The organism is Streptomyces sp. NPDC008086, from assembly GCF_042957325.1.
GTDB lineage: Bacteria > Actinomycetota > Actinomycetes > Streptomycetales > Streptomycetaceae > Streptomyces.
Genome location: NZ_JBIBIA010000002.1, coordinates 282,758 through 309,311 on the forward strand (window position 1 = coordinate 282,758; position 26,554 = coordinate 309,311).

The 26,554-nt window shown below is 70.7% G+C and carries 25 protein-coding genes and 1 tRNA gene; 11 read left to right on the top strand and 15 right to left on the bottom strand.

Annotated features, from left to right (window positions below):
* Positions 1–15: 15 nt before the first annotated feature.
* Positions 16–1,080, bottom strand: coding sequence for an MraY family glycosyltransferase (locus ACFZBP_RS07240; protein WP_391410760.1), 1,065 nt, complete (start codon positions 1,078–1,080; stop codon positions 16–18).
* Positions 1,081–1,264: 184 nt separating this feature from the next.
* Here ACFZBP_RS07240 and ACFZBP_RS07245 point away from each other — a divergent pair, with 184 nt between their 5' ends.
* Together ACFZBP_RS07245 and ACFZBP_RS07250 are read left to right on the top strand one after the other, a co-directional pair.
* The gene (locus ACFZBP_RS07245) at positions 1,265–3,571 is read left to right on the top strand and encodes a heterodisulfide reductase-related iron-sulfur binding cluster (protein ID WP_391410762.1); all 2,307 of its coding nucleotides are present in this window, start codon (positions 1,265–1,267) and stop codon (positions 3,569–3,571) included.
* Positions 3,572–3,689: 118 nt separating this feature from the next.
* Positions 3,690–3,983: a zinc-ribbon domain-containing protein gene (locus ACFZBP_RS07250; protein ID WP_383456294.1), complete on the top strand. Its 294-nt coding sequence runs from the start codon at positions 3,690–3,692 to the stop codon at positions 3,981–3,983.
* 15 nt (positions 3,984–3,998) lie between these two features.
* Here the strand turns inward: ACFZBP_RS07250 and ACFZBP_RS07255 are convergent, their stop codons facing one another.
* A complete protein-coding gene (locus tag ACFZBP_RS07255) occupies positions 3,999–4,688 on the bottom strand; it encodes a DUF2637 domain-containing protein (RefSeq protein WP_383456291.1) in 690 nt (229 codons plus the stop codon).
* A 325-nt stretch (positions 4,689–5,013) separates the two neighbouring features.
* The gene (locus tag ACFZBP_RS07260; protein WP_391410765.1) at positions 5,014–5,748 is read right to left on the bottom strand and encodes an MFS transporter; all 735 of its coding nucleotides are present in this window, start codon (positions 5,746–5,748) and stop codon (positions 5,014–5,016) included.
* Between the two features lie 126 nt (positions 5,749–5,874).
* Between ACFZBP_RS07260 and ACFZBP_RS07265 the strand changes: the two genes are divergently transcribed.
* Entirely contained in the window at positions 5,875–6,321 is a 447-nt protein-coding gene (locus ACFZBP_RS07265; RefSeq protein WP_391410767.1) for a GNAT family N-acetyltransferase, read from the top strand.
* A 21-nt stretch (positions 6,322–6,342) separates the two neighbouring features.
* On the opposite strand, the gene ACFZBP_RS07270 is transcribed toward ACFZBP_RS07265, so the two are convergent.
* Positions 6,343–7,008: a nitroreductase family protein gene (locus ACFZBP_RS07270; protein WP_391410769.1), complete on the bottom strand. Its 666-nt coding sequence runs from the start codon at positions 7,006–7,008 to the stop codon at positions 6,343–6,345.
* A 120-nt stretch (positions 7,009–7,128) separates the two neighbouring features.
* Here ACFZBP_RS07270 and ACFZBP_RS07275 point away from each other — a divergent pair, with 120 nt between their 5' ends.
* On the top strand, positions 7,129–7,779 hold the full coding sequence (locus ACFZBP_RS07275) for an FMN-dependent NADH-azoreductase (protein ID WP_383456282.1): 651 nt from the start codon (positions 7,129–7,131) through the stop codon (positions 7,777–7,779).
* Between the two features lie 40 nt (positions 7,780–7,819).
* Here ACFZBP_RS07275 and ACFZBP_RS07280 read toward each other — a convergent pair whose 3' ends face one another.
* The gene (locus tag ACFZBP_RS07280; protein ID WP_391410772.1) at positions 7,820–8,317 is read right to left on the bottom strand and encodes a MarR family transcriptional regulator; all 498 of its coding nucleotides are present in this window, start codon (positions 8,315–8,317) and stop codon (positions 7,820–7,822) included.
* A gap of 186 nt (positions 8,318–8,503) precedes the next feature.
* Here ACFZBP_RS07280 and ACFZBP_RS07285 point away from each other — a divergent pair, with 186 nt between their 5' ends.
* Entirely contained in the window at positions 8,504–9,814 is a 1,311-nt protein-coding gene (locus tag ACFZBP_RS07285) for an FG-GAP-like repeat-containing protein (RefSeq protein WP_391410774.1), read from the top strand.
* A gap of 18 nt (positions 9,815–9,832) precedes the next feature.
* Here ACFZBP_RS07285 and ACFZBP_RS07290 read toward each other — a convergent pair whose 3' ends face one another.
* Positions 9,833–10,444, bottom strand: a complete 612-nt coding sequence (locus ACFZBP_RS07290; RefSeq protein ID WP_391410776.1) for a hypothetical protein — start codon at positions 10,442–10,444, stop codon at positions 9,833–9,835.
* A gap of 217 nt (positions 10,445–10,661) precedes the next feature.
* Here ACFZBP_RS07290 and ACFZBP_RS07295 point away from each other — a divergent pair, with 217 nt between their 5' ends.
* From ACFZBP_RS07295 to ACFZBP_RS07310, 4 genes are all read left to right on the top strand, one after another.
* Positions 10,662–11,327 carry a DUF5701 family protein gene (locus ACFZBP_RS07295; RefSeq protein WP_383456264.1) on the top strand — a complete coding sequence of 222 codons (666 nt, stop codon included), beginning with the start codon at positions 10,662–10,664 and terminating at the stop codon, positions 11,325–11,327.
* 166 nt (positions 11,328–11,493) lie between these two features.
* Positions 11,494–12,948, top strand: a complete 1,455-nt coding sequence (locus tag ACFZBP_RS07300; RefSeq protein WP_391410778.1) for an FG-GAP-like repeat-containing protein — start codon at positions 11,494–11,496, stop codon at positions 12,946–12,948.
* A 75-nt stretch (positions 12,949–13,023) separates the two neighbouring features.
* Positions 13,024–14,040, top strand: coding sequence for a YIP1 family protein (locus ACFZBP_RS07305; RefSeq protein WP_391410780.1), 1,017 nt, complete (start codon positions 13,024–13,026; stop codon positions 14,038–14,040).
* A 255-nt stretch (positions 14,041–14,295) separates the two neighbouring features.
* Positions 14,296–15,339 carry a cellulase family glycosylhydrolase gene (locus ACFZBP_RS07310; protein WP_391410782.1) on the top strand — a complete coding sequence of 348 codons (1,044 nt, stop codon included), beginning with the start codon at positions 14,296–14,298 and terminating at the stop codon, positions 15,337–15,339.
* Positions 15,340–15,459: 120 nt separating this feature from the next.
* On the opposite strand, the gene ACFZBP_RS07315 is transcribed toward ACFZBP_RS07310, so the two are convergent.
* Together ACFZBP_RS07315 and dcd are read right to left on the bottom strand one after the other, a co-directional pair.
* On the bottom strand, positions 15,460–15,969 hold the full coding sequence (locus ACFZBP_RS07315) for a phosphoribosyltransferase family protein (protein WP_391410784.1): 510 nt from the start codon (positions 15,967–15,969) through the stop codon (positions 15,460–15,462).
* The gene (gene dcd / locus ACFZBP_RS07320; protein WP_030054451.1) at positions 15,966–16,541 is read right to left on the bottom strand and encodes a dCTP deaminase; all 576 of its coding nucleotides are present in this window, start codon (positions 16,539–16,541) and stop codon (positions 15,966–15,968) included. Before dcd ends, ACFZBP_RS07315 begins: the two co-directional genes overlap by 4 nt.
* A gap of 620 nt (positions 16,542–17,161) precedes the next feature.
* Between dcd and ACFZBP_RS07325 the strand changes: the two genes are divergently transcribed.
* A tRNA-Gly gene (locus ACFZBP_RS07325) sits at positions 17,162–17,232 on the top strand.
* Positions 17,233–17,529: 297 nt separating this feature from the next.
* On the opposite strand, the gene ACFZBP_RS07330 is transcribed toward ACFZBP_RS07325, so the two are convergent.
* The 6 genes from ACFZBP_RS07330 to ACFZBP_RS07355 all read right to left on the bottom strand — a co-directional run bounded on the left by ACFZBP_RS07330 (position 17,530) and on the right by ACFZBP_RS07355 (position 23,484).
* Positions 17,530–17,973 carry a PIN domain-containing protein gene (locus ACFZBP_RS07330; protein WP_381302824.1) on the bottom strand — a complete coding sequence of 148 codons (444 nt, stop codon included), beginning with the start codon at positions 17,971–17,973 and terminating at the stop codon, positions 17,530–17,532.
* A complete protein-coding gene (locus ACFZBP_RS07335; protein ID WP_391410788.1) occupies positions 17,970–18,236 on the bottom strand; it encodes a ribbon-helix-helix protein, CopG family in 267 nt (88 codons plus the stop codon). Before ACFZBP_RS07335 ends, ACFZBP_RS07330 begins: the two co-directional genes overlap by 4 nt.
* A gap of 452 nt (positions 18,237–18,688) precedes the next feature.
* Positions 18,689–21,556 carry an ABC transporter permease gene (locus tag ACFZBP_RS07340; RefSeq protein ID WP_391410790.1) on the bottom strand — a complete coding sequence of 956 codons (2,868 nt, stop codon included), beginning with the start codon at positions 21,554–21,556 and terminating at the stop codon, positions 18,689–18,691.
* On the bottom strand, positions 21,553–22,290 hold the full coding sequence (locus ACFZBP_RS07345) for an ATP-binding cassette domain-containing protein (RefSeq protein WP_391410792.1): 738 nt from the start codon (positions 22,288–22,290) through the stop codon (positions 21,553–21,555). The genes ACFZBP_RS07340 and ACFZBP_RS07345 overlap by 4 nt, the downstream gene beginning before the upstream one ends.
* Positions 22,291–22,539: 249 nt before the next feature.
* The gene (locus ACFZBP_RS07350; RefSeq protein WP_391410794.1) at positions 22,540–23,196 is read right to left on the bottom strand and encodes a helix-turn-helix transcriptional regulator; all 657 of its coding nucleotides are present in this window, start codon (positions 23,194–23,196) and stop codon (positions 22,540–22,542) included.
* Between the two features lie 96 nt (positions 23,197–23,292).
* The gene (locus ACFZBP_RS07355; RefSeq protein ID WP_391410796.1) at positions 23,293–23,484 is read right to left on the bottom strand and encodes a hypothetical protein; all 192 of its coding nucleotides are present in this window, start codon (positions 23,482–23,484) and stop codon (positions 23,293–23,295) included.
* A gap of 152 nt (positions 23,485–23,636) precedes the next feature.
* Here ACFZBP_RS07355 and ACFZBP_RS07360 point away from each other — a divergent pair, with 152 nt between their 5' ends.
* The gene (locus ACFZBP_RS07360) at positions 23,637–23,939 is read left to right on the top strand and encodes a hypothetical protein (protein WP_391410798.1); all 303 of its coding nucleotides are present in this window, start codon (positions 23,637–23,639) and stop codon (positions 23,937–23,939) included.
* Positions 23,940–24,007: 68 nt separating this feature from the next.
* On the opposite strand, the gene ACFZBP_RS07365 is transcribed toward ACFZBP_RS07360, so the two are convergent.
* A complete protein-coding gene (locus ACFZBP_RS07365) occupies positions 24,008–26,554 on the bottom strand; it encodes an ATP-binding protein (RefSeq protein WP_391410800.1) in 2,547 nt (848 codons plus the stop codon).

Consider the following 26,554-nt stretch of genomic DNA (forward strand, 5'->3'; position numbering starts at 1 on the left):
GACCCCGCTCAACTCTTATCCGTTCCTTACACGCAACCGGGCTCCCACCTGCGACGACGTGGCCTGAGCGGGCGGACGAACCGTACTCCCCACGGGAAAAGAGGGTTGACGGCGAGGGCCGTAGGGCTTGATGTGCAGCAGGGCGAACACGGCGAGGAGAGCGACGCCCCCCACCCACAACACCCGGGCCTCGGCCATCCATCCCATGTGCACGAGGACACCGACCAGCACCGCGGCGAAGGCCCCGAGGCCCAGGAGGACAGTGACGCCCTGCGGGGTGAGCCCGATCCGGCGCAGCCGGTGGGCGACATGGTCGGGCCCGCGCCGCAGCAGCGGCCGTCCGGCCAGCCGGCGGGACAGCGCCACGAGGAGGACGTCGGCCGTGGCGAGGGCGGTGAGGGAGTAGAGCACGCCGATGCTCGACACGGGGTCGTGCCCGGCCCGGGTCATCACGGCCGACGACGCCAGCACGAACCCGACGAACAGCGACCCGCTGGCCCCGAGCCCGATCCGCGCGGGGTGCCAGTTCTGCATCAGGAAGCCGGTCAACGCGGCGGCCAGCACGCTCAGCAGCACGGCGAGCTCGTCCATCACCTCGGCCGCCGCGCAGACGCCGACCCCGAAGGCGGTGACGACCCCCACGGTGCCGACCAGGGCGTCCGCGTGGTCGAGCGCCTTGAAGCCGACGGTGACGAGGACGATCCAGCCGACGGCCGGCAGCCCCAGCAGGAAGCCCGTGTCGCCGTACGGCACCACACAGGCCGCCGCCACGGCCGTACCGCCGACCAGGAACCGCGCCTTGACCCGCCGCACGTCCGCGACCAGCCCGAGTACGGCGACGGCGCCCGCGGCGATCAGCAGACGGCAGATCTCCGAGCCCAGCGGCGCGAACCGGGTCCACTCACCGGCGGCGGCCACCAGGCATGTCACCAGCGCCACGGCCACCCCGCCGAGCAGGGGCAGCGGCCGCTGGCGTCGGCGGTCGAGGATGCCGAAGCGCAGGGCGGGCAGCCGGAGGAGCGCCGCGAGGGCGGCGGCGAGGAGGAGGGCGGTCGTGGCGGCGGCGATCCCGTAAAGCACGGGGATAGGTTAGTGCTGTATATACCATTTCGGGATGAATAACACGATTCGTTCTTAAGGCAACCCTCAGCGACTCAGATCACCTCGCACCTGGCTACAGTGCGATGGAGGATGCGGGTAGTCTCAGAGGACTGCATAAGTTACCGCTTAGTAATGTCGCCTCGCAGGCCCGAGGAGCCCCGAAATGCAACTCGCCGCGATCATCGTGTCGCTGGTCCTGATCGTGGTCGGCGTGGCACTGTTCGGCCGCGCCCTCCTGCAGATCTTCAACTTCCTGCGGCTCGGCCAGAACGTGCCCGCCGGGTCCCGGACCAATGACCCCTACCAGCGCACCGTGACCCTGGTGAAGGAGTTCCTGGGGCACACCCGGATGAACCGCTGGGGCATCGTCGGCATCGCGCACTGGTTCGTCGCGATCGGCTTCTACACACTGCTGCTGACGATCGTCAACGCCTTCGGCCAGCTCTTCAAGGCCGACTGGATCCTCCCGGTCATCGGCGACTGGGCGCCGTACAACATCTACGTCGAGTTCATCGGCACCATGACCGTGGTCGGCATCGCCACCCTCGTCGTCATCCGGCAGCTGTCCCGGCCGGGCCGCGCGGGCCGCAAGTCCCGTTTCGCGGGCTCGAACACCGGCCAGGCCTACTTCGTCGAGACGATCATCCTGATCGTCGGTGTCTGCATCTTCATGCTGCACGCCCTGGAGGGCGCACAGCACCACGTGGACGGCTACGAGGCCTCGTTCTTCATCTCGTACCCGGTGGTGCACTGGCTGGAGGGCATGGACGTCTCCACGCTCCAGAACCTCACCTACTTCTTCGCCGCCCTGAAGATCGCCGCCTCGTTCATCTGGATGATCGTGGTCTCGCTGAAGACCGACATGGGCGTGGCCTGGCACCGCTTCCTGGGCTTCCCGAACATCTGGTTCAAGCGCAACGCCACCGGTGAGACCTCGCTCGGCGCCCTGCTCCCCATGACCTCCGGCGGCAAGCCGATCGACTTCACCGACCCCGGTGAGGACGACGTCTTCGGTGTCTCCCAGGTCGAGCAGTTCTCCTGGAAGGGCCTGCTGGACTTCTCCACGTGCACCGAGTGCGGCCGCTGCCAGTCGCAGTGCCCCGCCTGGAACACGGGCAAGCCGCTCTCCCCGAAGCTGCTGATCATGTCGCTGCGCGACCACGCGCACGCCAAGGCGCCGTACCTGCTGGCCGGTGGCGGCAAGACCATGGAGGGCGAGGAGAAGGCGTCCGAGGAGCAGCTCAAGGACGTCCCCGCGGCCGCCCTCGCGGAGGCCGAGCGCCCGCTGATCGGCACGGCCGAGGAGAACGGCGTCATCGACCCGGACGTCCTGTGGTCCTGCACCACCTGCGGCGCCTGCGTCGAGCAGTGCCCGGTCGACATCGAGCACATCGACCACATCGTCGACATGCGCCGCTACCAGGTGATGATCGAGAGCGCGTTCCCGTCCGAGGCGGGCACGATGCTCAAGAACCTGGAGAAGAAGGGCAACCCCTGGGGCCTGGCGAAGAAGCAGCGCCTGGAGTGGCTGAAGGAAGTCGACTTCGAGGTGCCGGTCGTCGGCAAGGACATCGAGGACCTCACCGAGGTCGAGTACCTGTACTGGGTCGGCTGCGCCGGCGCCCTGGAGGACCGGGCCAAGAAGACCACCAAGGCCTTCGCCGAGCTCCTGCACATGGCGGGCGTCAAGTTCGCCATCATGGGCGGCGACGAGAAGTGCACCGGTGACTCCGCCCGCCGCCTCGGCAACGAGCCCCTGTTCCAGGAGCTCGGCATGGAGAACGTCATGGCGCTGAACATGGCGTTCGGCGAGGAGATGGACGAGGACGGCAAGGTCACACCGGAGTCGGCGAAGCCGAAGTCCGCCAAGAAGATCGTCGCGACCTGCCCGCACTGCCTCAACACGATCGGCAACGAGTACCCGCAGATCGGCGGCGACTACGAGGTCATCCACCACACCCAGCTGCTCCAGCACCTCGTCGACGAGGGCAAGCTGGTCCCGGTGACCCCGGTCGAGGGCATCATCACCTACCACGACCCCTGCTACCTGGGCCGGCACAACAAGATCTACACCCCGCCGCGCGAGATCATCGCCAGCGTCCCGGGCCTCAGGAACGAGGAGATGCACCGCCACAAGGAGCGCGGCTTCTGCTGCGGCGCCGGTGGCGCGCGGATGTGGATGGAGGAGCGGATCGGCAAGCGCATCAACAACGAGCGCGTGGATGAAGCTCTGTCCCTCAACCCCGACATCATCTCCACGGCGTGCCCGTTCTGCCTCGTCATGCTCACGGACTCCGTGAACGGCAAGAAGGCTGAATCTGACAGCGGCTCCGCCGCGGGCGGCAAGGCCAAGGAGTCCATCCAGGTCGTCGACGTCGCCCAGCTGCTGCTGGAGTCCGTCAAGACCCCGGTCGACCCCGAGGACACGGCCGCGACGGAGAGCGAGCCGGAGCCCGAGCCGGTGAAGTAGCCGGGCCGGTGAGGCAACCGGACCCGACAGCACCACGGCGCCCCCTGTTCCGTACGGGACAGGGGGCGCCGTGTTGGGGCAGGCTGTAGACAGGAACTGATCGGAAAGGACCTCCGACGTGATCATCTTCGGCACCAAGGGCTACCTCTACCAGCTGGCGATACTGACGCTGGTGTGCGGCCAGTGCGGCAATCCCTCCGCGCACACCCTGCGCAAGCGCGTCACCAAGTTCACGCTGTTCTTCGTGCCGCTGTTCCCCGTCTCGACCAAGTACGCGACCCAGTGCACCTTCTGCGGCGCGGAACAGAAGGTGACCGGGGAGCAGGCGGAGCAGCTCCAGGCGCAGGCCCTCTCCGGCGGACAGGGCGGTCAGCAGCAGTACGGCCGGCCGCAGCAGCCTTACCAGTCCTGATCCGCCGCCAGGCAGCTACGACTTCGGCTGCTTGGGCCCGTTGATCGCGTCGGCGGCGTGCCGGGGGCCGGGCCGCGAGGAGAACTGGCCGACGAGTTCACGGAAACAGACCAGGGCGGTGATCGGCGGAATTCCGACGACGACCATCGCCAGCAGGGAATCCGCCGACTGACCGATGCACAGCGCCACCGCGGTACCGGACGAGATCAGCATGACGGCCCAGGAACGGCGGGCGGTGCGGCGCTGGACGGATGCCCGCAGAATGGACAGGCCCGCGAGCAGCCACGGCCCGTAGACCGTCAGGGGCCACCAATGGGCCAGCTTCGGCGACACCACGAGCAGCGCGATGGAGCGCAGCTGATCGTAGGAATACGAAATGGACCAGGTGAGCATCGTCACCGCGCACAGGGTGATGAGTGTGACCAAGACCGAGACGGTGAGGAACCTCGGGTTTCGGGTGAGCGTGTGCGCGCCGGGCTGCGGGCGCTTGCGGTGGACCGGGCGGGGCAGCGGCTGCCTGTCCTTGTCCTGCCGGGGCGGAACGGGTTCCGGGGTCTGCGTGGCCCCCAGCATCTGTGCCAGCTCCTGGTCCAGGTCCCAGCTCTCCGGCGACATCACCGGGTCCTGCGCCTGCCAGAGGTTCTGCATGTCGAGCTGCTGCGTGTAATGAGCCTGTTCGTCTACCGCGTCATAGTCGGCCCTCATTGCTAGAACTGTTCCCCTTCCAGCGCCGCCCGAAGATATTCGCGCTCCATACGACTGATGGTTTTCAGAAAGTCCTCGAGCAGATCCGAGCAGTGCGTGATGCTTTGCGCAGTGGTCTGATCAGCTGTCCGACACGAACGGAGCGGATCCTCAGCTGCATGTTTTTCCTGCCAAGTCACGCCCACCTAACGAGCGCCACGCGGGGCAGGACATCTGGCATTCGGGGGAATATGCGTCAACGGTGATTATCTGGAATATCCAATGACAGGGCCCCGCCGCCGAAATTCAGAATATGTATCGCGCGGTCCTATCGAGGGACTTACGATTACCCGCCCCGCTGCACCCTGCGGTCGCCCGTTCGAACCGCGCGCGCGGCGAGGGCGGGGCCGACGGCGAGGAGGAGGGCGAGGGCCGCGTAGCCGTACGTGAGCGTGGCCAGGGAGGCGACGGCGGCGACCAGGAGCGGGCCGCCCGCGTCGCCGAGTTCACGGCCGAGCTCGGCGGAGCCCATGGTCTGGCCGAGCCGTTCGGCGGGGGTGGCGGCGGCCAGGGAGGCGAAGCCGAGCGGGGTGATCAGGCCGGTGCCGACGCCGATCAGGGCGGCGGCGGCCAGGACGCCCGTCAGACCGGGCAGCATCGCGGCGGCCAGCCCCGCGGCCGTGGTCAGCAGCCCGGCGGTGAGGCCGGTGCGGGCGGTGAGGCGGCCCTCGTCCAGGGCCCGCCCGGCCCTCGGCTGGACGACGGCCGCGCAGGCCGCCAGCACCGAGACCGCGGCGCCGGTCGCGACCGTGCCGAGTCCGGCGGCGGCACCCGAGACCGGCAGGAAGCCGACGCCGACGGAGAGCGCGGCGGTCGCGGCCGCCAGGGCCGTCGTGGGCCGCAGGAACGCCGGGTCGGCCAGGCGCCGGGCCAGGTCCAGCACCGCGTCCTCGGAGTGCCCCCCGAGGTTGGCGGCGATCCCGTGCGCGCCGAAGGCGGTGGTGAACCCGGCGGCGTAGAGAGGCCACATCTGGGAGGCGGGGGCCGCCGGCCGGGCGGACGGGTCCGGGGGCGTGGTCACACGGGGGAATGTAGCGGCCGTCACAGCGGGTATCGAGGGTGCCCGGGGCAGCCCTACGGCCGGTCGCCCGGCGGAAGGCCACCGGCCGCTGACGTCCGCGCCGCCCCACCCGATAGCGTGGCGATCATGGCGGACTGGAGCCTTCGGGCGGCGGCGATGGCGGACGTCGAGGCGATGGCCGAGGTGCGGGCCGTGGTGTTGCGGGCGGACCTGGAGCGGCTCGGGCGGTACGACGAGCAGCGGGTGCGGCAGCGGCTGCGGGACGGATTCGACGCGGCCCACACCTGGGTGATCGAGGTGGGCGGCGCGTTCGCCGGCTGTGTGGCGCTGCGGCCGGACGGGGACATCCGGTGGCTGGAGCACTTCTATCTCGCCCCACGGGTGCAGGGCCGGGGCATCGGCTCGGCCGTACTGCGCGAGCTGCTGGAGCGGAGCGACCGCGACGGAGTCCCCGTCCGTCTGAACGTGCTGCGGGGCAGTGCCGCCCGGCGGCTGTACGAGCGGCACGGGTTCACGGTCGAGTCGGAGGACCCGGTCGACGTGTTCATGGTGCGCGGCGCCGCCGCGAGGTAGCCGTCCCGGGGACGGCGGAGGTCAGTCGTCGACGAACGTGACCGTCTCGTCGAGCGGCGCGCGGCCCGTGCGCGGGGCGTTCGCGTTCACGTCCTCGAAGCCGATCGACATGCCGCAGAACAGGATGAGCTCGTCCGGGGGCGAGAGGATCTCGGCGACGGAGCGGTGGTACTTGGCCCACGCCATCTGGGTGCAACTGTGCAGGCCCTCGCCCCGCAGCAGCAGCATGACCGTCTGCAGGTACATGCCGACGTCGGACCACTGGGCCGGCCCCAGGTCACGGTCGATGTAGCAGAACAGCGCGGTCGGCGCACCGAAGCAGTCCCAGTTCGCGGACGCGGCCCGCTGGCGTGCCTCGACGTCCTCGCGCGGGATGCCGAGAGCGCCGTAGCGCTGCTCGCCGAAGGCGGACCGGCGTTCGCGGTAGGGGGACTTCAGGTCGGGCGGGTACTGCTGGTACTGCGGCTCGTCCCAGGGGTCGCCCGTGGCCAGGCGCTCACCGGCGCACTTCTTCAGCGCGGCCAGCGGCTCGCCGGTCAGTACGTAGGCGTGCCACGGCTGGAGGTTCGACGCCGACGGCGCCCAGGCCGCGGTGGACAGGACCCGCTCCAGCACCTCCCTCGGGACCGGCCGGTCGGTGAACTCGCGTACGGCCCGTCGGCTCGTGACCGCTTCGAAGACGTCCAAGGTCGTCTGCCTCCCGTTCCATCGTCGTTGCATTCGCGACGGTATCATTCAATACCGTCTCGTGCTTAACTATGGTCGAGTACAAGCCCTCACGTCGTACGACCCTCCTGGAGAAAGCCCATGGCCACGCTGCTGCACATCGACTCGTCCGTGCTCCCCGGCGAGGCGTCCTCGTCCCGTTCGGTCGCGGCCGCCTTCCGCAAGACCTGGGAGGAGCAGCACCCCGACGGCACGGTGATCCACCGCGACCTCGCCGCCGACCCCGTCCCGCACATCACCGCCGCCGCCTGGGCCGCCGGCTACGCCGCCCCGGCCGAGCGCACCCCGGAGCAGTCCGCCGCGTTCGCCGTGCGCGAGGCGCTCATCGAGGAACTGGAGCAGGCGGACGCCATCCTGATCGGCGCCCCCATGCACAACTTCTCGATCCCCTCGACCCTCAAGGCCTGGGTGGACAACGTGCTGCTGCTCGGCCGTACCGCGGGCGAGAACCCCTCCGCCAAGGGCACGCCGACCGTGGTCGTCGCCAGCCGCGGCGGCTCCTACGCGCCGGGCACCCCGCGCGAGGGCTTCGAGTACGTGCGGAACTACCTGGAGGCCGTGCTCGAACGCACCCTCGGCCTCGACCTCGACTTCATCGTCCCCGAGCTCACCCTGGCCCCCCGCAATCCGGCCATGTCGGAGCTGATCCCCCTCTACGAGGTCTCGCGCAAGCGCGCCTTCGAGGAGGCGGCCGTCAAGGCCAAGGAACTCGCGGAGCGCCTCGCGGCCTGACCCCCGGACCGGACGCCGTGTGACGTCTCACCCCCGGAGGTCACACGGCGTCCTCATCCCCCGCCGGATGGGCGAACCGGGTCAGCAGATCCGCCAACTGCTCGGCCTCGCCGGGCCCCAGCCCGGAGACCAGGCGGCCGGCCTGCGGCTCCGCCGCCACATGCGCCGTGTCGAAGAGCTCCATGCCCTGCGGCGTGATCTCCACCGCCCGCACCCGCCGGTCGCCCGGCACGGCCTTGCGGACAGCGAGCCCCTTGCGCTCCAGGTCGTCCACGACCCGCATGACCCCCGCCTTGTCGGTCCCCGTCGCGGCGGCCAGGTCCCGCTGCACCGTGGGCCCGCGGTTGACCAGCACGATCAGCACCGAGAAGTGCCGCAGCTCGATGCCGAGCGGCCGCAGCGCCTCGGTCATCACGGTCTGCGCGCGCCAATGCGCCCGGCGCAGCAGCAGACCGAGAGCGAAGGGCGAGCGGTCACCCGGGCGGTCGGTCGCGCGCGGGGTGGTGGCTGCGGCTGCGTGCGGGTCGTCGGCGGTCATGGGGCCACAGTACCGCCATCCGATCATTCGATACGGTATCAATCGCAACTAAACCGGACAGTCGCCGCACGGCCCCCACAGGACTGGCCCCCGCTGACTCACACATGGCTCGCACGGGACTATCGCCCCCACTCGAACACGTGCATCATGACCCAGTTGTTGACCCTGGTGCTGACGAGGTGAGCGGTGCGCGCGCGAAGAAGCGGGAAGTGTACGGCGGCCCTGTCCGGCGCCCTCGGCCTCGCCCTCGCGGTCGCCGCCTGCGGCCCCAAGCAGCACGACGACGCCGGGCCGGCCCGGGACACGCCCGTCCAGGTGGCCGACGCCCCCGCCCAACTCCCCGTCCCGCACGGCAAGGGCAGCAGGACCCCCGTCGACTTCAACGGCGACGGCCACCGCGACCTCGTCCTCAACGACCTGGTCAAGGCACAGGCGCACGCCGACGACGCGGGCATCGGCATCGTGTACGGCGGCGAGCGCGGACTCACCCCGGGCGCACGGCAGTTGCTCAGCCCGCGGCGGCAGGCCGCGCCGACCAAGGGCCAACTCCCGGCCGTCTTCGACGCGGAGGCGACCTGCGACCTGGACGGCGACGGCTTCACCGACCTGGTCGTCTCCACCGACCCGCCCTACGACGGCCAGGGGCAGCCCCCGGTACCGCTGCAGATCCTCTACGGCTCCCCCAGCGGCCTCACCGGCAAGGCGGTCAAGCTGACGATCCCGGCCCGCGCCCGCGTCGGCAACGACTGGCCCGACCAGCCGGTGTGCGGCGACTTCGACGGCGACGACGCCCAGGACCTGGTCGTCCACGCCTCGGGCGGCGCGCTCAGCTTCCTGCGGGGCCCGTTCACCCGCGAGGGCAGCCCCCGCACCGCCCCCGCCCCCATCCGGTCCCCCGGCAACGCCCCCACCGGCCCGGCGGCCGACGTCGACCACGACGGATACGACGACCTGGTGGTCCGTACGGCGCAGGGCACCGGCAGGTCCGCGATCGTCCTCGGCGGCCCCACCGGCCCCACCCGCACCGGCGCCACCCTCCCCGCCGGCATCGACGTGGCCCTCGGCGCCTTCGGCAAGGGCAGGGCGGACCTGGACGCGGCGATCGGCACCATGGGCGGAACGTCCCTGCGCTACGACCTCCCGGCCGCTGCCGCCCGCGGCACCCTCGCCACCCCCGGTTCGGTGCTCGACGCCGCCGACTTCGACGGCGACGGCCTGAGCGAACTCGTCAGCAGCGGCAGCCAGTTGCGCATCCTCCACGGCCGTACGGCCGGACTGGCCACGACCGGCATGGTCACCGTACGGCCACCCGCCCAGGGCACCACGCGCGTCGTCACGGTCGGCGACTTCGACGGGGACGGGCGGGCGGACCTGGTGGTGCGGACGTACGTCGGCGAGACGAAGGACACGGTGGCCGTGTACCCGGGCACGAAGGAGGGCCTGGTGGCGGCGGAGCCGTCGGTGCGGTTCTCCAGTTCGGAGTTCCTGGTGCGGTAGCCGGGCCGGTGTCCCCCGTCAGTCGGCCACCCGGGCGCCGATCGCGCCGGCGCGGCGGCGGGCCTCGGGGCTGAGGCCCTTGCGGCGGGCGTCGGTGCGGTGGTCGTACGCGGTGGGCTGGGAGAGGCAGTCCAGTCCGCGCAGGCCGGGCTTGGCCACGACGCAGACGAACCGCGGGTCGCCCGCGTACCAGAGTTCGTCGTCGTAGCCCTTCAGTGCCTCATGGGTCCAGGGCCGGAACAACACCGCGGCGAGCTTCAGCGACACCGTCTTCTCCGGGTGGTCGGGGTCGGGCAGCACGAAGACCGCCTTGCCCTTGTCGACCCGGACCGCACCCGGCTGCCGACGCCACGGGTAGACGGCGAGGACGCGCCGCATCCGCATGCCCCTGGCGAGCCGGCCGAGGGCCCGGACCTCCAGGACCGTGAGGACGAGCAGGACGAGCACCATGGGCACCACGGCCGCCACCGGCAGCACGACCGTGGCGTACAGCGCGCCCCACCAAAGGGCCATCCAGAGGATGAACTTGGCCAGGTTCCCCGCCGTCCAGCGGCGCACCGCGGTTCGGGTACCGGGCGTGTCCCAGGCCACCGGGCCGTCGAAGCCCTGCCCGTCGAGGTGCGTGGTCATGTGTCCGTCCCGGGTCGGCCCGAGTGGGAGGCGATGTCGTCCACGACGCTGCCCGCGCCGAACGGGTCCCGATCATGCCAGGAAACGGTAAAGAGCCCAGGTACGGTCACGGGATCCACACGTCTGCCGACGGGCGCGGCCCGGACAGCGCCCGGGAACATTGCGGCACCGCCCCTCGTTGCCCACAGGCCGACTGCCCCACGATCCGAGGAGTGCCTTGCCGGACACGTCGTCCAACGCATCCGTCACCACCCTGCCCCCGCTCCCGCCGCTCCCCGCCCAGGCCGACCATCTGATCTCCCTCGGCGTGCACGAACTCGCCGGGATACCGGCCGCCGAACTGCGCGCCTTCGCCGAGGGATCCCACGCCGACGACGGCGACGCCCTGCTCGCCGTCCACCCGGACCGCCTCCCCGCGTCCGCCCTCGCCCCCCTCCTCCGTCGCGACGGCAAGCCCGGTTTCGTCGTCGTCGACATGCCCGACGTCGACGACTTCGCCCCGGACGCCGTCGAGCTGCCCGGCCCGCCCCTCTACGTCGTCACCGGCATCGACCGCGGCGACCGCATGGCCAACTGGAGCCCCGAGGAGGCCCTCCCGGCCCTCGCCGCGGAGAACCGCACCCCCCTGCTGCTCACCGAGGGCATCCACTGGGTGCTCCAGCAGCCTGAGGCCCTGGAGCGCAACCGCTGCTTCATGACGATCGGCTCCCGGCTGCGCAAGGCCAACGGCACGCCGGACGCCCGTACTCCGGCGATCTGGATCAGCAACGGCACGGGACGCGACGGCCGCGAGCGGCGCGACGCCCCGAAGGTGGGCTGGTGCTGGTGGGGCAACCGGCATACGTGGCTGGGCTTCGCGTCCGCGACGGGACGCTCCCGCTAGGCGAGTTGCCCGAGCGACGTACGACCATCCGCTCACCGACGTACAACCATCCGCACATCTCAGAGGTCTCCTGCACCGCGATCACCCCGTCAAGCCCGGGAGAACACCGGGCCGACGGGAGTGGTCGCCCCTATCGGCAGGCATCCGCATCCCGCAGGAGAACCGCATGCGCAAGAACGTCCGTACAGTCTTGGCGACCGCGGCCGCCGGCGCGCTCACGGGCGGTCTGCTCGTCGTCGCCGCCGGTCCCGCGGCGGCCGCCTCCGGCCTGGAGGGCGACTTCAACGGCGACGGGTACCAGGACGTGGCGGTCTCCGCCCCGCGCGCCGCCGTGGCCGGCCACACGGGGGCCGGTTCGGTGACCGTCCTGTACGGCTCCCCGACCGGCGCGGGCGCCACCAAGATCCAGACTGTCTCCCAGAACAGCGCGGGCGTCCCGGGCGGCGCCGAGGCGGGCGACGGCTTCGGTTCGCACACGACGGCCGGCGACTTCAACGGCGACGGCTACGCCGACCTGGCCGTGGGCGTGCCCGGCGAGGACGTCGGCTCGGACGCGGGCGGCGGCACCGCGGTCATCCTGTGGGGCGGCTCCACCGGCCTGTCGGGCGGCACCACGGTCTCCGACCCCGCCCCCAGCAGCCACGACTCCTTCGGCGCCCCGCTCGCCGCCGGCGACTACAACGGCGACGGCCGTGCCGACCTCGCCATCGGCTCGGACCAGAACACCGTGGACATCTACCGCGGCGGCTTCACCAAGTCCGGTGCCACCGGCGGCCGTTACAAGGTCACCACGCCGGTGCTGAAGGTGCCGGGCAACGACATCTTCAACCTCACGCCGGGCGACGTGAACAACGACGGCCGCACCGACCTGCTCGTCGACGGCTACGAGGGCGAGACCAGCGGCGACTACTCCTTCAACGCCAACTACTACCTGCCCGGCTCCACCGGCGGTGTGACCACCTCCGGCGCCCGCAAGCTGCCCGCCGGGCTCATCTCCGACATCGGTGACATCGACGACGACGGCTACGGCGACATCGTCATCGGCAACCACTGGGACGCCGCCTCCGCCAGCGCGGGGGCCGCGAAGGGCGGTGCCGTCCAGGTCGTCTGGGGCACGTCGACCGGGCCCACCGGCGGCACCGGAACCCTGGAGCAGAACAGCTCCGGCATCCCCGGTACCAGCGAGACGGGCGACGCCTTCGGCTGGGAGCTCTCCCTCGGGGACATCAACGGCGACGGCTACGACGACCTCGCCATCGGCTCGCCGGGCGAGGACCTGAACGGCGTCGCCGACGCCGGCATGGTCTCCGTCCTCTACGGCTCGACGTCCGGCTTCCAGGGCGCCGCCGCCCAGTCCCTGGCCCAGGACACGCCCGGCGTGCCCGGCGGCAACGAGGCCGGCGACGGCTTCGGCGGCGAGCTGCTGCTCACCGACGCCACCGGCGACGGCAAGGCCGACCTGACGGTCGGCCTGCCCTGGGAGAACAGCAGCGACGGCTACGTCGTGGCCTTCGCCTCCGACGGCTCGAAGATCAACACGTCCGGCCGGGGCATCGGTCTGACCGCCGCCAAGGTGTCGACGTCGGGCACTCCGCTGTTCGGCAGCCAGATGGCGGGCTGACCGAGGGCGGGCTGATCCACCCCACGCCGAACCCTGACCTGTTCCCTGAGCCGTGCCGGTGGCTTCCCTTAGGGGATGTCACAGCTCGGCCGCAAAGCCGGGCCCGAACCGCAGGGCCCGGCACGCGGAACTCGGGGACCAGGTACGTTCGAAGACGTGGCTGGATTCAGGATCGGACGGGGCAGCCGGAACAACGGCACCCCGCAAACGCGCCCCCAACAACCTCCGTACGGGCAGCAGGCGCCTCAGGGGCCGTCGTACGGCTATCCCCCGCCGCCGCAGCAGCCGTACGGCGGCTCGGGCGGCGGCGGTGGCGGCTGGCCGCAGGCGAACGGCGGCGGCCAGGGCGGCCACGGCGGCTACCGCGCCCAGGGCGGTCACGGCGAGCCGGAGTACTTCGGTGACGGCGGCTACCCGAACGGCCCCGGCGGCACCCCTGACCCGTACGCGGCGAACAATCCGGGCCACACCACGGCGTTCTCGGTGGGCGAGGATCCCTACACCCAGGGTGAGACCTACCACGCGGGCTCGGCCCCGGCCGCCCCGGTCGGCCCCCGCCTGCACTGGAAGGCCCTGCTGCGGGGCATCGTCCTCTCCCCCGGCCAGACGTTCCTCCAGATGCGGGACTACTCGATGTGGGGCCCCGCCCTCGTCGTGACGTTCCTCTACGGTCTGCTCGCGGTCTTCGGCTTCGACGGCGCGCGCAACGACGCGATCAACGCGACCCTGTCGAACGCGGTCCCGATCGTCCTGACCACGGCCGTGGCGATGGTCATCTCGTCCTTCGTCCTGGGCGTCGTCACCCACACCCTGGCCCGCCAGCTCGGCGGCGACGGCGCCTGGCAGCCCACGGTCGGCCTCTCCATGCTGATCATGTCCCTCACGGACGCCCCCCGTCTGGTCTTCGCGATGTTCGCGGGCGGCGACGCGACGTTCGTGCAGGCCCTCGGCTGGGCGACCTGGGTGGCGGCGGGCACGCTGCTCACCCTGATGGTGTCCAAGTCCCACGACCTGCCGTGGCCGAAGGCCCTGGGCGCGAGCGCGATCCAGCTGATCGCTCTGCTGTCGATCGTGAAGCTCGGCACGTTCTAGCGAAACAGGCAGGTGCAGGGCCCTCGGCGTACGCGCCGGGGGCCTTCTCCATGCGCCACGCACCGGCGCTGTCGGCCCTGCCTGGCCGCCCTCCCCGTTTGCCCTGCCTGTTCGCTTTGCCTGTTCGCCCTGCCTGCTCGCCCTGCCTGTTCGCTTTGCGCTTCTGATGTTGAAACTTTGTGTGTAGATACGTTGACCTGTGTTCGGATCGTCTTCTAGCTTGCGGGAACCATCGAGCCCGCCGAAGGGGATGTCGTGCCACGAAAGAACCACCGCCGGACAGCCTGCCTCGCCACGTTGCTGGCCTGCGCCACGGCATTCGGGAGCGCACTCGTCGCCTCCCCCGCCTCGGCGTCCCCCGCACCCGCCCACGGCAAGCCGGCCGTCCCGCCCGTCAGCGCCTTCCGCGGCGTCAACTGGGCGGACCCGCGCGACAACTACGCCGATGACGCGGTCGTACCGTCGGGCCTGTCCACCACGGACGGTTACGCCACCACCTACGCCAAGTCCAAGGCGATCATCGGCGGCTTCGCCAAGCTGGGCGCCAACACGGTACGGCTGCCGGTCAACCCGACCTCCGTCAACGGCCCCTTCTGGAAGTCGTACAAGGGAGCGATCGACGCCGCCTCCGACAAGGGGTTCAAGGTCATCCTGGGCTACTGGGAGGCCGACAACGCCAAGGACGGCAAGATCGACGACCAGGCCGCCTGGGACAAGATGTGGGCGCGGATCACCTCCGCCTACGCCCGCGACTCCAAGGTGTACTTCGAGCCGATGAACGAGCCGTTCGGCTACACCGCCCAGGAGTGGACCGACACCGCCGCGAAGTGGGTGAACAGCCACCGCAACGTGCCCCGCGACCGGATGCTGATCGGCGGGTACAAGTACAGCGAGGACGTCAAGCCCGTGTGCGCCGACCCGCGCCTCAAGGGCACCCGGCTCGCCCTGCACAACTACGGGTTCTGGCACACCGACTGGACCAGCGTCGAGCAGTGGAAGGCGGACTTCAAGGAGCGCATCGGCGACTGCGCCTCACGCACGATCCTCGACGAGTTCGGCGCTTCCATGACCACCGGCCTGGACTACAACGGCCCGGTCAACGGCTCCAACGAGGTCGCCTACATCCAGGCGGCCACGGACACCATCCGGGAACTGGGCCTCGGCTCGGTCTACTGGCCGGGCCTGCGCAACGGCGACACCTACTCGCTCACGACCCTCCAGGGCACGGGCACCGACCTGAGCCTGAGCCTGAACAACCAGAGCGGCCTGGACCGCCTGCACTGGGCCTGGCGGCAGTAACCGGGCCCGGGGTCACATCACCTCTCCCGTCGTCCCGGCCGGCTTGGAAGGCTGGGACGGCGGGGACGGCGGGGACGGCGGGGACACCTACTACTTGCAAGGCTGCCGACCTGCCTGGGATCAGACGGCTTCCTTGTTGAGCTTGGCCGCGTCCCCGGACCTGTGGACCGGAGGCAGGACACTCCACGGGAAGTTGATCCAGTCGTCGGTGCGCTTCCACACGTACTCGCACTTCACGAGCGAGTGGGACTTCTCATAGACGACGGCCGACCGCACCTCGGCGACATGCTCCACACAGAAGTCGTGGACGAGCTTCAGCGTCTTGCCGGTGTCGGCGACGTCGTCGGCGATCAGCACCTTCTTGTCGGTGAAGTCGATCGCGTTGGGGACGGGGGCGAGCATGACGGGCATGTCCAGGGTGGTCCCCACGCCCGTGTAGAACTCCACGTTCACGAGATGCAGGTTCTTGCAGTCGAGCGCGTAGGCGAGCCCACCGGCGACGAACACGCCACCGCGGGCGATGCTGAGCACGATGTCCGGCTCGTACCCGTCGTCGGCGATGGTCTGCGCGAGCTCACGGACGGCGACGCCGAACCGCTCGTAGGTCAGGTTCTCCCGTACGCCGCTCATACCTGGGTCCGGTGGAAGTTCTTGAACGACCGCGAGGCGGTGGGCCCGCGCTGCCCCTGGTACCGGGACCCGTACCGCTCACTGCCGTACGGGAACTCGGCGGGCGAGCTCAGCCGGAACATGCACAGCTGGCCGATCTTCATGCCGGGCCAGAGCTTGATCGGGAGCGTGGCGAGGTTGGACAGCTCAAGGGTCACATGCCCGCTGAACCCCGGGTCGATGAACCCGGCGGTGGAGTGGGTGACGAGCCCGAGCCGCCCGAGCGAGGACTTCCCTTCGAGCCGGGAAGCGAGATCGTCGGGCAGAGTGATGACCTCGTACGTCGACGCGAGCACGAACTCCCCGGGATGCAGGATGAACGGCTCGTCGCCCTCCGGCTCCACCAGCCGCGTGAGGTCCGCCTGCTCGACGGAGGGGTCGATGTGCGGGTACCGGTGGTTCTCGAACACCCGGAAGTAACGGTCCAGCCGCACATCGATGCTCGACGGCTGCACCATGGATTCGTCGTAGGGATCGATCCGTACCCGCCCGGCATCGATCTCGGCCCGGATGTCCTTGTCTGAGAGAAGCACGCCCCGAGGATACGCAAGGCGCGTGGAACGACCACAATCCCGGCCCCCACGCGCCTGTGCTGCGTAGTGCTGCTGGTACTGCCGGTGCTGCTGGTACTGCCCGTACGGCTGTTACCACCGGCACTGCCGTTACCGCCGGGCCCGCTGTCCCGCCGGTACTGCTATCGCCCTACCGCTTCCCCAACGCCACCGGCACCGGCACCACACTGCGGAGCCGGGCACAGCGGGGGCAGCGGAGGAGCCGCCCGGGGCCGAGGCGCTCGGCCTGCTGCATCGGGAACGAAGCGGTGCTGAACACGTGCCCATCGGCACAACGGACGACGGTGCGCTCCATCAAGTCCTAGAGTCCCTTCCCCAAGAGCCGCGTCGGGCTGCTGCCTGCCTGACGACGGGAGGCCACATTACGGGATCAAAGGGACGGCCCTCCAGGCGGCACTCCGACCCCGCCCTGACCCTCTCCGACCCCTCCACCGTACGCCCCAACTCCGGTACCCCGCAGTCACATCCACCCCCTGAAACGCCCTCAGACCCCACGGCGTCAGCGCCGGGGGCCGGTGATGAGGTACAGTGACCAGGCAATCGGACACCGGCTCCGGATGATCTCGGAACGGGCGTCTTACGCGGGTGTAGTTTAATGGTAGAACATCAGCTTCCCAAGCTGAGAGCGCGAGTTCGATTCTCGTCACCCGCTCTTCTTCAAGCCCCAGGTCAACGACCCGGGGCTTGTTTCATAGGGGTGTCGTTGCTGCGGTTTGCGAGTACTCCCGCACCCCGAGATGGGGCACGCAGAGGGCTCGCACGCCTTGAGAGGGCGCCCCCATCACGTCGCAGCATGGCTCTGCCCTTTACTTTCACACAGATGAGCCGGAGGCGAGCCCTCAGCCCGCTGTTCCCAGGCGGCGGCGGACGCCCGTCCTGCAAGTGCTTCGTCGTGGGCGGCACACAAGCCCCTTGCGGGAACGGGTACTTGCCCGTCGAGGGTCCTGCGTCAGAGCGGGAGGTCGTCGGGGAGTACCCGGAACGCCTTGTAACGGCCCAACGGACGTACGGCCCGGAAGTCTCGTCGGTCGAGGGTGAGAATCGCGTCCGTGTCGTAGTCGGCGGCAAGCGCCACGTTCACCGCGTCGGCGAGGTCGAGGTCCAGCGCGCGGTAGCGGACACGGACAGACTGGGCGGCGCCCAGGTGGTCCTCCGTGATCTCCGGCACGACGACACGACCACGACTCATCCAGCGCCGCAGGTCGTCGACCGCGCTGAGGGCGGCCTCCCTGCCCAGCTCACGCGTCGCCACGTGATCCAGTTCGGCCAGCAGGAGCGGGGACATGACCAGCAGGCCCGCCGCCATGATCGCCTCGTTCGCCGCCCGGTGCTCCGGATGAGCCGAGTCCAGGGCTGCCAGAAGGCCGGACGTATCGGCGATGACAATGATCACGCGGCGGATCCGGAACCCGAGTCGGTCTCACGCCGGACGGCCTCGGCGACCGTGTCCCGTACCTCCGACTTGGACAGCGTGCGCCCCGGCCCCTCGAAGGTGCGTGAGAACAGCGGCTCTTCCCAGACCCGGTTCGCCATGGCCGCAAGGTGGATGCCCTGGCGGATGATCTCGGCCTCGCTTATACCTCGGCGCTTGGCGGCCTCCTTGATGATCGCCAGGTCCTCGGGGTCCGCGTAGACGTTCGTGCGCTTCATGGACATGTACCAAGCGTAGTCCATGTACCGGATTGATGTATCAGCGGCGGTTGCCAGGGTGTCGACCGGGCTCGCCCCTTAGAGCTCCGAGCTCTCGCGGCGGCAATCGACGGCGCACCAGTACGCGGCGCACGACACGATCTCGTACGGGTCGCGTCCGTCCCCCGGCTGGCCCGCCGCGAGATCATGGCCCGGCGGTATCCACTGTCGGCCTACCTCGTTCGCGACAGCGTGCAGACCGACCAAGGAGTACGGCCGGGACGGAAGGTGATCCCTAGTCAGTGCCGCCGGGCGCCGTCCCGTCCTGGCCCAGGATGAGGACCTGGGGGCTCTCCTGCGACCTGTCATTCCTCGGCATCTCCATGCCGCCATTCTCTCGCACGCATGCTTTCCCACACGGTGTGCCCCTGGACGAGGTGATCCCCCCTCGTCCAGGGGCACGTTCCGGCAACGGAGGCTCAGTGCGCGGCGCGGCGGGCCAGCGCCCCGCGCGAGCGGGTCACCAGAGCGGCCAGCAGGGCGGCGCCGAGGGGCACGGCCACCAGGAGGGCGGCGAGCGTCTCCCAGGGGACGATGATCGGCACGTGCGGCGGGGCGTCACCGGCGCCGCCCCAGCCGTTGTCGAGAGCCTCCTGGTAGAAGCGCATCTGCTCGCGCTCCTCGGTGAGCCGCAGCCCGACCGCGGGCAGGACACCGGCCGCCGAGCCGAGGACCACACCCATCGCGGCGACCACACCGCACTGGAAGCCGCTGAGCATGCGGCGCACCCGAGGCGGGGCTCCGACCGCGGCGAGCGTCTTGAGATCGGCCTCCGCGTCGGCCTGGGCGAGACCGGTGGCGATGCCGGCCGCACCGATGGTGACCAGGCCGGCGAAGACGGTCAGCGCGAGCAGGACGAGCCCGTTCTCGTCGACCCAGCCCTGCTCCACGGTCAGCTCGACGTTGCTGCCGAGCTTGGCGATCTCGGCGTCGAGCTTCTGCCGCTCCTCGGTGCTGGGGATCCGGTCGGTGCTGAAGAAGGCGCCGAGGGGGACGGTGGTCAGTCCGGCGGCCTTGGCGGCGGCGGGGCTGAGCACGCTCTGCACTCCGTAGGAGTCGGGCGAGCCGGGCACCTGGTAGGCGGGGAAGGACTTCAGCTCGCCCGGGACCGGCTTGTTCTGCTCGGCGGCGCGGTCGGCGGCCTTCGGGTCGGTGATCAGCTTGATGCCGACGGCACCGTTCCTGTCGACCTGGGGCTTGTGGAAGCTGACGAGCTTTCCGTCGGCGAGGGCCTTGGCCGCGCCCGGGTCGTCGATGCCGAGGACCTTCAGGAGCGGGGCGTCGGCGATGAGGAGACCGCCCTCGACGTAGATGCCGTTGCCGTCGGGCGAGAGGCAGCGCCAGTCCTTGGCGAGCGCGCGCCGCTGCTCCTTGGTGTACTTCTCCGCCGGGTCGGAGCCGTCGGGGGTGCTGACCCACAGCGGGCACTCGTTGGCCGGCGGGGTGACGACCTCGAAGCGGCCACAGCCCTCGCCCTCGTCAAACGGGGCGCAGCCGGGCTTGCCGACGGCGATCCGGAACACGTCGGCGCGGACGTCGACGGGCAGCGTCCGCTGCACGGCGTCGCGGACCTCGGGGACGTCCCGGCCGCCCTCCTCGGTGACGAGCGCGGCGACCGCCCCGTGCGGCAGGCTGGCCCGGTACTCGGCCAGACTCTGGGCGTCGCGGCTCGCGGCGTACGTCGAGACGGCGACGGTGCCCGCGACGGCGGCCAGGACGGCGGCGACAGCGGGTGCCGTACGGCCCCGGTTGCGGACGGCGTCCCGCAGGGCGAGGCGCGGCGAGAGCGGCAGCCAGCGGCTGGCCCGGCCGAACAGGCCGACCAGGGCGGGCGTCATGGCGACCACACCCAGCTCGGCGATGGCCGAGCCACCCGCGACCAGGACGAACTGGTCGGAGACGACCGAGCCGTACAGGGCGATGGCCGCGCCGAGCAGGACGGCGCCGAAGCCGATCAGTGGCAGCACGCGGTTGCTGCGGCGCACGCCGCGACGGCCGGTGAGGGAGGCCAGGACGGTCTGCCGGGAGGCGGTGACGGCCGGGACGATCGCGGAGAGCAGGCCGGTGAGGATGGCGAGCGCGGCGATGGCGAGCAGTTCCAGCGGCCTGACGGTGAAGCCGCCGAACCGCTGCCCCATGTAGTCCTCGAGGAGCGGCCGGAGGGCGAAGGTCAGGATCAGGGCGAGGACCATGCCCACCAGGGCCGCCGCGACGCCGATGACGAGGCCGCCGCTCAGCACGATGGCCCGGATGTGGCTGCGGGCACCGCCGTTGGCGCCGACCAGGCCCAGCTGGCGGCGGGAACGACGGGCACCGACGGCGAAGGCGGGACCGGCGAGCAGGCAGATCTCCAGCATCGCCAGGCCGACGACCGTGCCCACGGCGGCGAGCGCGGCGGCGTCGGCGCCCCCGCCGCTCTCGTAGTTGGCCCAGTCTTCCTTCTGGTAGAGCGGCACCTCGGAGTCGGCGGGCGGGTCGAGGGCCACGGCGCGCGAGGTGACCAGGACACCCTTGGCGTTGATCGCCTGGACCGTGTTCCACGTGAAACCACCGGACTTCTTCACCAGGTAGGTGGTGGAGACGTCGGGCTTCGGCAGTCCGGCCTTCTCGACCGCCTTGGCGTACGGCGCGAGGAAGGCCCCCGGCAGGGCGTTGACCTGCTGTGCCGTGAGATCGCTGGGCAGCTCGTACGAGCCGCTGATCACATAGGTGCGGTCGAAGCCGCGGGCGGTGAGGGTGGAGCCGACGGACAGCCCGCTGCTCTCCAGGAACCGGGTGGTCGCGGCGATCTCGTCGTTCTTCTCGGGGAAGCGGCCCTCCTGCAGCCGCATGATGCCCCGGGCGACGGGATCGACGGCGGCCAGCTCACGGACCTCGGCCTGGAGCAGACCGTGCCTGGTGGTCAGCTTGGCGCTGCCCCTGCTGTCGGTCAGCACCGTCGAACCGGCCGGGATGGTCTTGGTGACATCGGTCGGGCCGTCGGGCCAGGACTCGCCCGGCGAGTCGTAGTCCCCGGCCGGGGTGTGCTGCTCGCCCTCGGGGTCCTGCAGGATGGCCACGCCGGCCGTTCGGGCGTCGGAGAAGCGAGCGTCGGCGGCACCCAGGGTGCGCTCCATCCGCTGCGCGGGGGTGAGTTCGGCGCTGCGCAGGGTCAGGTCCAGGGCGCTCACGCCCAGGATCGGCAGCGCGATCATGGCGAGGACGAGGAAGCTGCGGCCCTTGGAGCGCCAGGCGTCACGGCGGGCGATGCGGACCGCGGCCCGCCAGGAGTGGAACCAGGTCATCACCGCTGGGCCGCCCGGCCGGTCAGGAGCGAGTCGGCGTCGCCGCGTACGGTCTGGTCGACGACGGCGCCGTCCCGCAGGAAGACGACCCGGTCGGCCCAGGCGGCGAATCGCGGCTCGTGGGTGACCATGACTCCGGAGGCTCCGGCGTCGCAGCGGGAGCGCAGCAAGGCCAGCACGGACTCGCCGGTCTCGGAGTCGAGGGCGCCGGTGGGCTCGTCGGCGAGGACGAGCCGGCGGTCGCCGACGAGGGCTCGGGCGATGGCCACGCGCTGCTGCTGGCCGCCGGACATCTCGTCGGGGAACCGGTCGGCGAGATGGCCGAGGTCCATCTCGGCGAGGGCGGCGAGGGCCTCGGTGCGGGCCTTGCGGGCCGATATGCCGTCCAGTTCGCGGGGCAGGGCCACGTTCTCGGCGGCGGTGAGGGCCGGGATGAGGTTGTAGTCCTGGAAGACGTAGCCGATGCTGCGGCGGCGCAGGGCGGCGAGCCCCTTGATGCCGAGGGCGGTGATGTCGGTGCCCTCGACGTAGACCTGCCCGGAGGTGGGGGTGTCGAGGCCGCCGGCGATGGTGAGCAGGGTGGACTTGCCGGAGCCCGACGGGCCCATGACGGCGACGAGTTCACCGGGGTGGACGTCGAGGTCGATGCCGCGCAGGGCGTGCACCTCGGTGGCGCCGGAGCCGTGGACGCGGGTCAGGTTCCGCAGACTCAGCGCGGGCTGCTGCTGTGTGGACATGGTTCCCCCTCGGGCGTACGCCGGCGAGCGGCCGGACGTCGGTGCGACGGACGGTCGTTGGCAGCGCCGTGCGTGCGGTATGGGTCTGGTCGGGTGGTTCGGAGTCTTCAGGTGGTGCGGGTGGATCCGGTGGTACGGGTGGATCCGGTGGTACGGGTGGATCCGGTGGGTCGAGTGGACCCGGTGGACTCGGTCGGCCCTGTGGGTCCGGTCGTTCGGGTGCTCAGGGCCGGTCGTGAAGGGCGGACGTCACGGGCGGTGGCGTGCGGCCTCCTCTGCCTCGGCCCCCGCCCGCGCTCCCATCCCCGCCGCCCCCGCTATCGCCCCCGACGAGGCCGGCTCCGGCCCCGCCGCCGGGGCGGTCGACGAGAGACGGATCAGCCGGGACTCGCAGTGGTCGAGCCAGCGCGCCTCGGCCTCGATCTGGAAGATCAGCTGCTCCAGGACGAGGAGCCAGGCGATGTCGTCCCGCTCTTGAGCCCCGTTCTTCTCCACGGCGGTGAGGGCCTGCGCCTTCAGCCGGGTGTAGTCCTGCATGGCCTTCACGGTGTGCCGGCGCTGGGACTGGATGACGTCACGGATGTCGACCCCGGGCGCCCCGACGGCCATGGCCAGCTTGATGGCCAGCTCGTCTCGGGCCGGGCTGGTGCGGTCGACGGGGTTCTCGAACCAGCTGCGCAGTTCGACGCGACCGCTGTCGGTGATCGCGTAGAGCGAGTGGCCGGCCTCGTCCTCGCCGTCCTGCACGACCATGCCGTCGCGTTCAAGCCGGCTGAGCGTCGTGTAGACCTGACCCACGTTGAGCGACCAGGTGGAACCGGTGCGGGACTCGAACTCCGTACGGAGCTGTGAGCCGTAGCGCGGTCCGCGTTCGAGGAGGGCGAGAAGCCCGTGACGGATGGACATACTGAGTATGTATACCGAGTAAGTCCGCGTGGACAAGCGTCCTGAGGGGGACGCCGGAGGTCCGACTCAAGGGGGACCCGGGCCGTCCCGAGCCGCTCAGCGGCGGCGCATCCGCACCCCGAGGAAGCCGATGCCGAGGCACACCAGAGCCAGCCCCACGCCCAGCGTGAGCACGGGAATCCGCCGGTCGGAGAGGTCGAGGGGGGCCTCGGTGCCGGTCCGGTGAGCGGCCGTCGGCAGCTCCGCAGGCGAGCTCTCGGCGGCCGGGGCGTCCGTCTCGGGTACCACCTCGACCCCCTCGTCCGACTCCTCGGCGGGCTCCTCCTCTGTTGCCGTTTTAGTACGAGCGGGCTCCACCGGGCTCGTGGAGAACGGCGAGCCGGAGGGGTCGGGGCGCTGGGTGGTGCCGCGGGAGCTGGAGAGCGGTGACGTACTGCGAGGTGACGCTCGACTTCACCGAAGCCGTGATCACGCACGACACCCTGCGGATCGACGTGGGCATGGCGGGGAAGACTCTTACGCTGGTCACGCGGCCGGGCATCGTGGTCGATACCGATGGTCTGCAGTTGGTACACAGCTGGGTCAAGTACCGTCAGGCTCCGACGAATCCCGATACGCCGGTCACTCTGCGAGTGGAACTGGTCGGCCTGAGGGCCCACGGCAGCGTGGTGGTGCGGCCCCCGCGTCGGACATTCGGACAGTGGCTGCAGCGCAGGCTCACGTCCCTGCCTGCAGGAAACTGACTCCAGCATGGTGAACCGCCGACGGCGGAGGTCACGACGTGTCCACCGGAACTCGACCTGGGCGCGAACTACGAGGTCGCCGTCACGGGCACATCCGGTTCCGACGGCGGCCTGGGGCCCGCCGCTCTCGGCAGGCTCAGCACCATCGTGAGGCCACCGCCCGGGGTGTCCTCGGCGTGCAGCGTGCCGCCAATGGCCTCGGCGAAGCCGCGGGCGACCGCGAGGCCGAGGCCGACTCCGGCGCCGCGTGGGGAGTCGCCGTAGCGCTGGAAGGGTTCGAAGATTCGGTCCTTGGCCTCGTCGGGGACACCGGGGCCGCGGTCGACCACACGTACTTCCACGCGGTTCGCGATGTTGCTCGCAGAGACCAACACCGGGGTGTCCGCGGGGCTGTACTTCACCGCGTTCTCGACGATGTTGGCGACGGACCGTTCCAGGAGGCCCCGGTCGACGGCGACCATCGGGAGCGTCTCCGGGATGTCGAGGTCGACGCTGTCCTCTGGCACGCCGCCGAGTGCCATCGGAATCACCTCGTCCACGTCGGTCTCGCGGATGATCGGGGTCACGGTGCCGGTCTGCAGGCGGGACATGTCGAGGAGGTTGCCGACGAGGTGATCGAGGCGGTCGGCGCCCTCCTCGATGGCCTCCAGCAGCTCCGCCTGGTCCTCGTCCGACCATTCGACGTCGTCGGAGCGCAGGGAGGTGACCGCGGCCTTGATGCCGGCGAGCGGGGTGCGCAGGTCGTGGCTGACGGCGGCGAGCAGGGCGGTGCGGATGCGGTTGCCCTCGGCCAGCTCCTTGGCCTGGCCGGCCTCCTGCTGGAGGCGCTGACGGTCCAGGACCACGGCGGCCTGCGCGGCGAAGGCCGCGAGGACCCGGCGGTCCTCGGCCGGTGGTACCCGCCCGGTCAGCGCCAGGGCCATGTGGTCGCCGACCGGTACGTCGACGTCGGCCTCGTCGGGGGTGGCGCAGGGCCGCGGGCCCACGCTGCCGGCGCAGGTCCAGGGCGCCACATCGCTCTCGCGTTCCAGCAGGGCCGCCGACTCCATGCTGAAGGTCTCGCGGACCCGTTCCAGCAACTCCTCCAGGCTGGTCTCGCCGCGCAGGACGTTGCCGGCCAGGAAGGAAAGGATCTCCGACTCGGCGCGCAGCCTCGCCGCCTGATGCGTGCGGCGGGCGGCGAGATCGACGACTGAGGCGACGGACACCGCGACTCCTACGAAGATCGCGATGGCGACGATGTTCTTCGGGTCGGCGATGGTGAGGGTGTGGACGGGTGTCGTGAAGTACCAGTTCAGGAGCAGGGAACCGGCCGCCGCCGAGGCCAGAGCCGGGAGGAGCCCGCCCAGCAGGGCCGCCGCCACCGTCATCGTCAGGAAGATCAGCATGTCGTTGGCGAGCCCGACGTCCGGGAAGACGCTGCTCAGCAGCCAGGTCAGCAGGACCGGGCCGCCGAGGCCGACCAGCCAGCCCCAGATCAGCCGGGACCGGCCGAGGCGAGCGCCCCGGTTGACCGGGAGTCCGCGCCCCTTGCCCGCCTCGTCGTGGGTGATCAGGTGGACGTCTAGGTCGGGGCCCGAATCGCGGGCGACCGTGGCGCCGACGCCCGGTCCGAAGACGTACTGCCAGCTCTTGCGGCGGGAGACGCCGAGGACGATCTGGGTGGCGTTGACTCCGCGGGAGAAGTCCAGCAGCGCGTCCGGTATGTCCTCGCCGACGACCTGGTGGAAGGTGCCGCCGAGGTCCTCGACGAGGGTGCGCTGGACGGCCAGCTCCTTGGGGGAGGCCGAGGTCAGGCCGTCGCTGCGGGAGATGTAGACGGCGAGCACCTCGCCCCCGGCGCCCTTCTCCGCTAGCCGCGCGGCCCGGCGGATGAGCGTCCGGCCTTCCGGACCGCCGGTCAGGCCGACCACGATTCGCTCCCGTGAGCCCCAGATGGTGGAGACCCTGTGCTCGCTGCGGTACTCGGTGAGGTAGGCGTCGACCCGGTCGGCGACCCACAGCAGCGCCAGCTCGCGCAGGGCGGTGAGGTTGCCGGGGCGGAAGTAGTTCGACAGGGCCGCGTCGACCTTGTCCGGCTTGTAGATGTTGCCGTGCGCCATACGGCGGCGCAGGGCCTCCGGGGACATGTCGACCAGCTCGATCTGGTCGGCCCGGCGTACGACCTCGTCGGGCACCGTCTCCCGCTGCCGTACGCCCGTGATCGACTCGACGACGTCGCCGAGCGACTCCAGGTGCTGGATGTTCACCGTGGAGATGACGTTGATCCCGGCGGCCAGCAGTTCCTCCACGTCCTGCCAGCGCTTTTCGTTGCGCGAGCCGGGGACGTTGGTGTGGGCGAGTTCGTCGACCAGCGCCACCTGCGGGCTGCGGGCGAGGACCGCGTCCACGTCCATCTCCGTGAAGACGGTGCCCCGATACTCCAGTTCCCTGCGCTCGATCTCCTCCAGACCGTGCAGCATCACCTCGGTACGCGGCCGTTTGTGGTGCTCGACGAAGGCGACCACGCAGTCGGTGCCCCGCTCCACGCGGCGGTGCGCCTCGGACAGCATGGCGTAGGTCTTGCCGACGCCGGGGGCCGCGCCGAGGTAGATCCGGAGCTTGCCGCGTGCCAT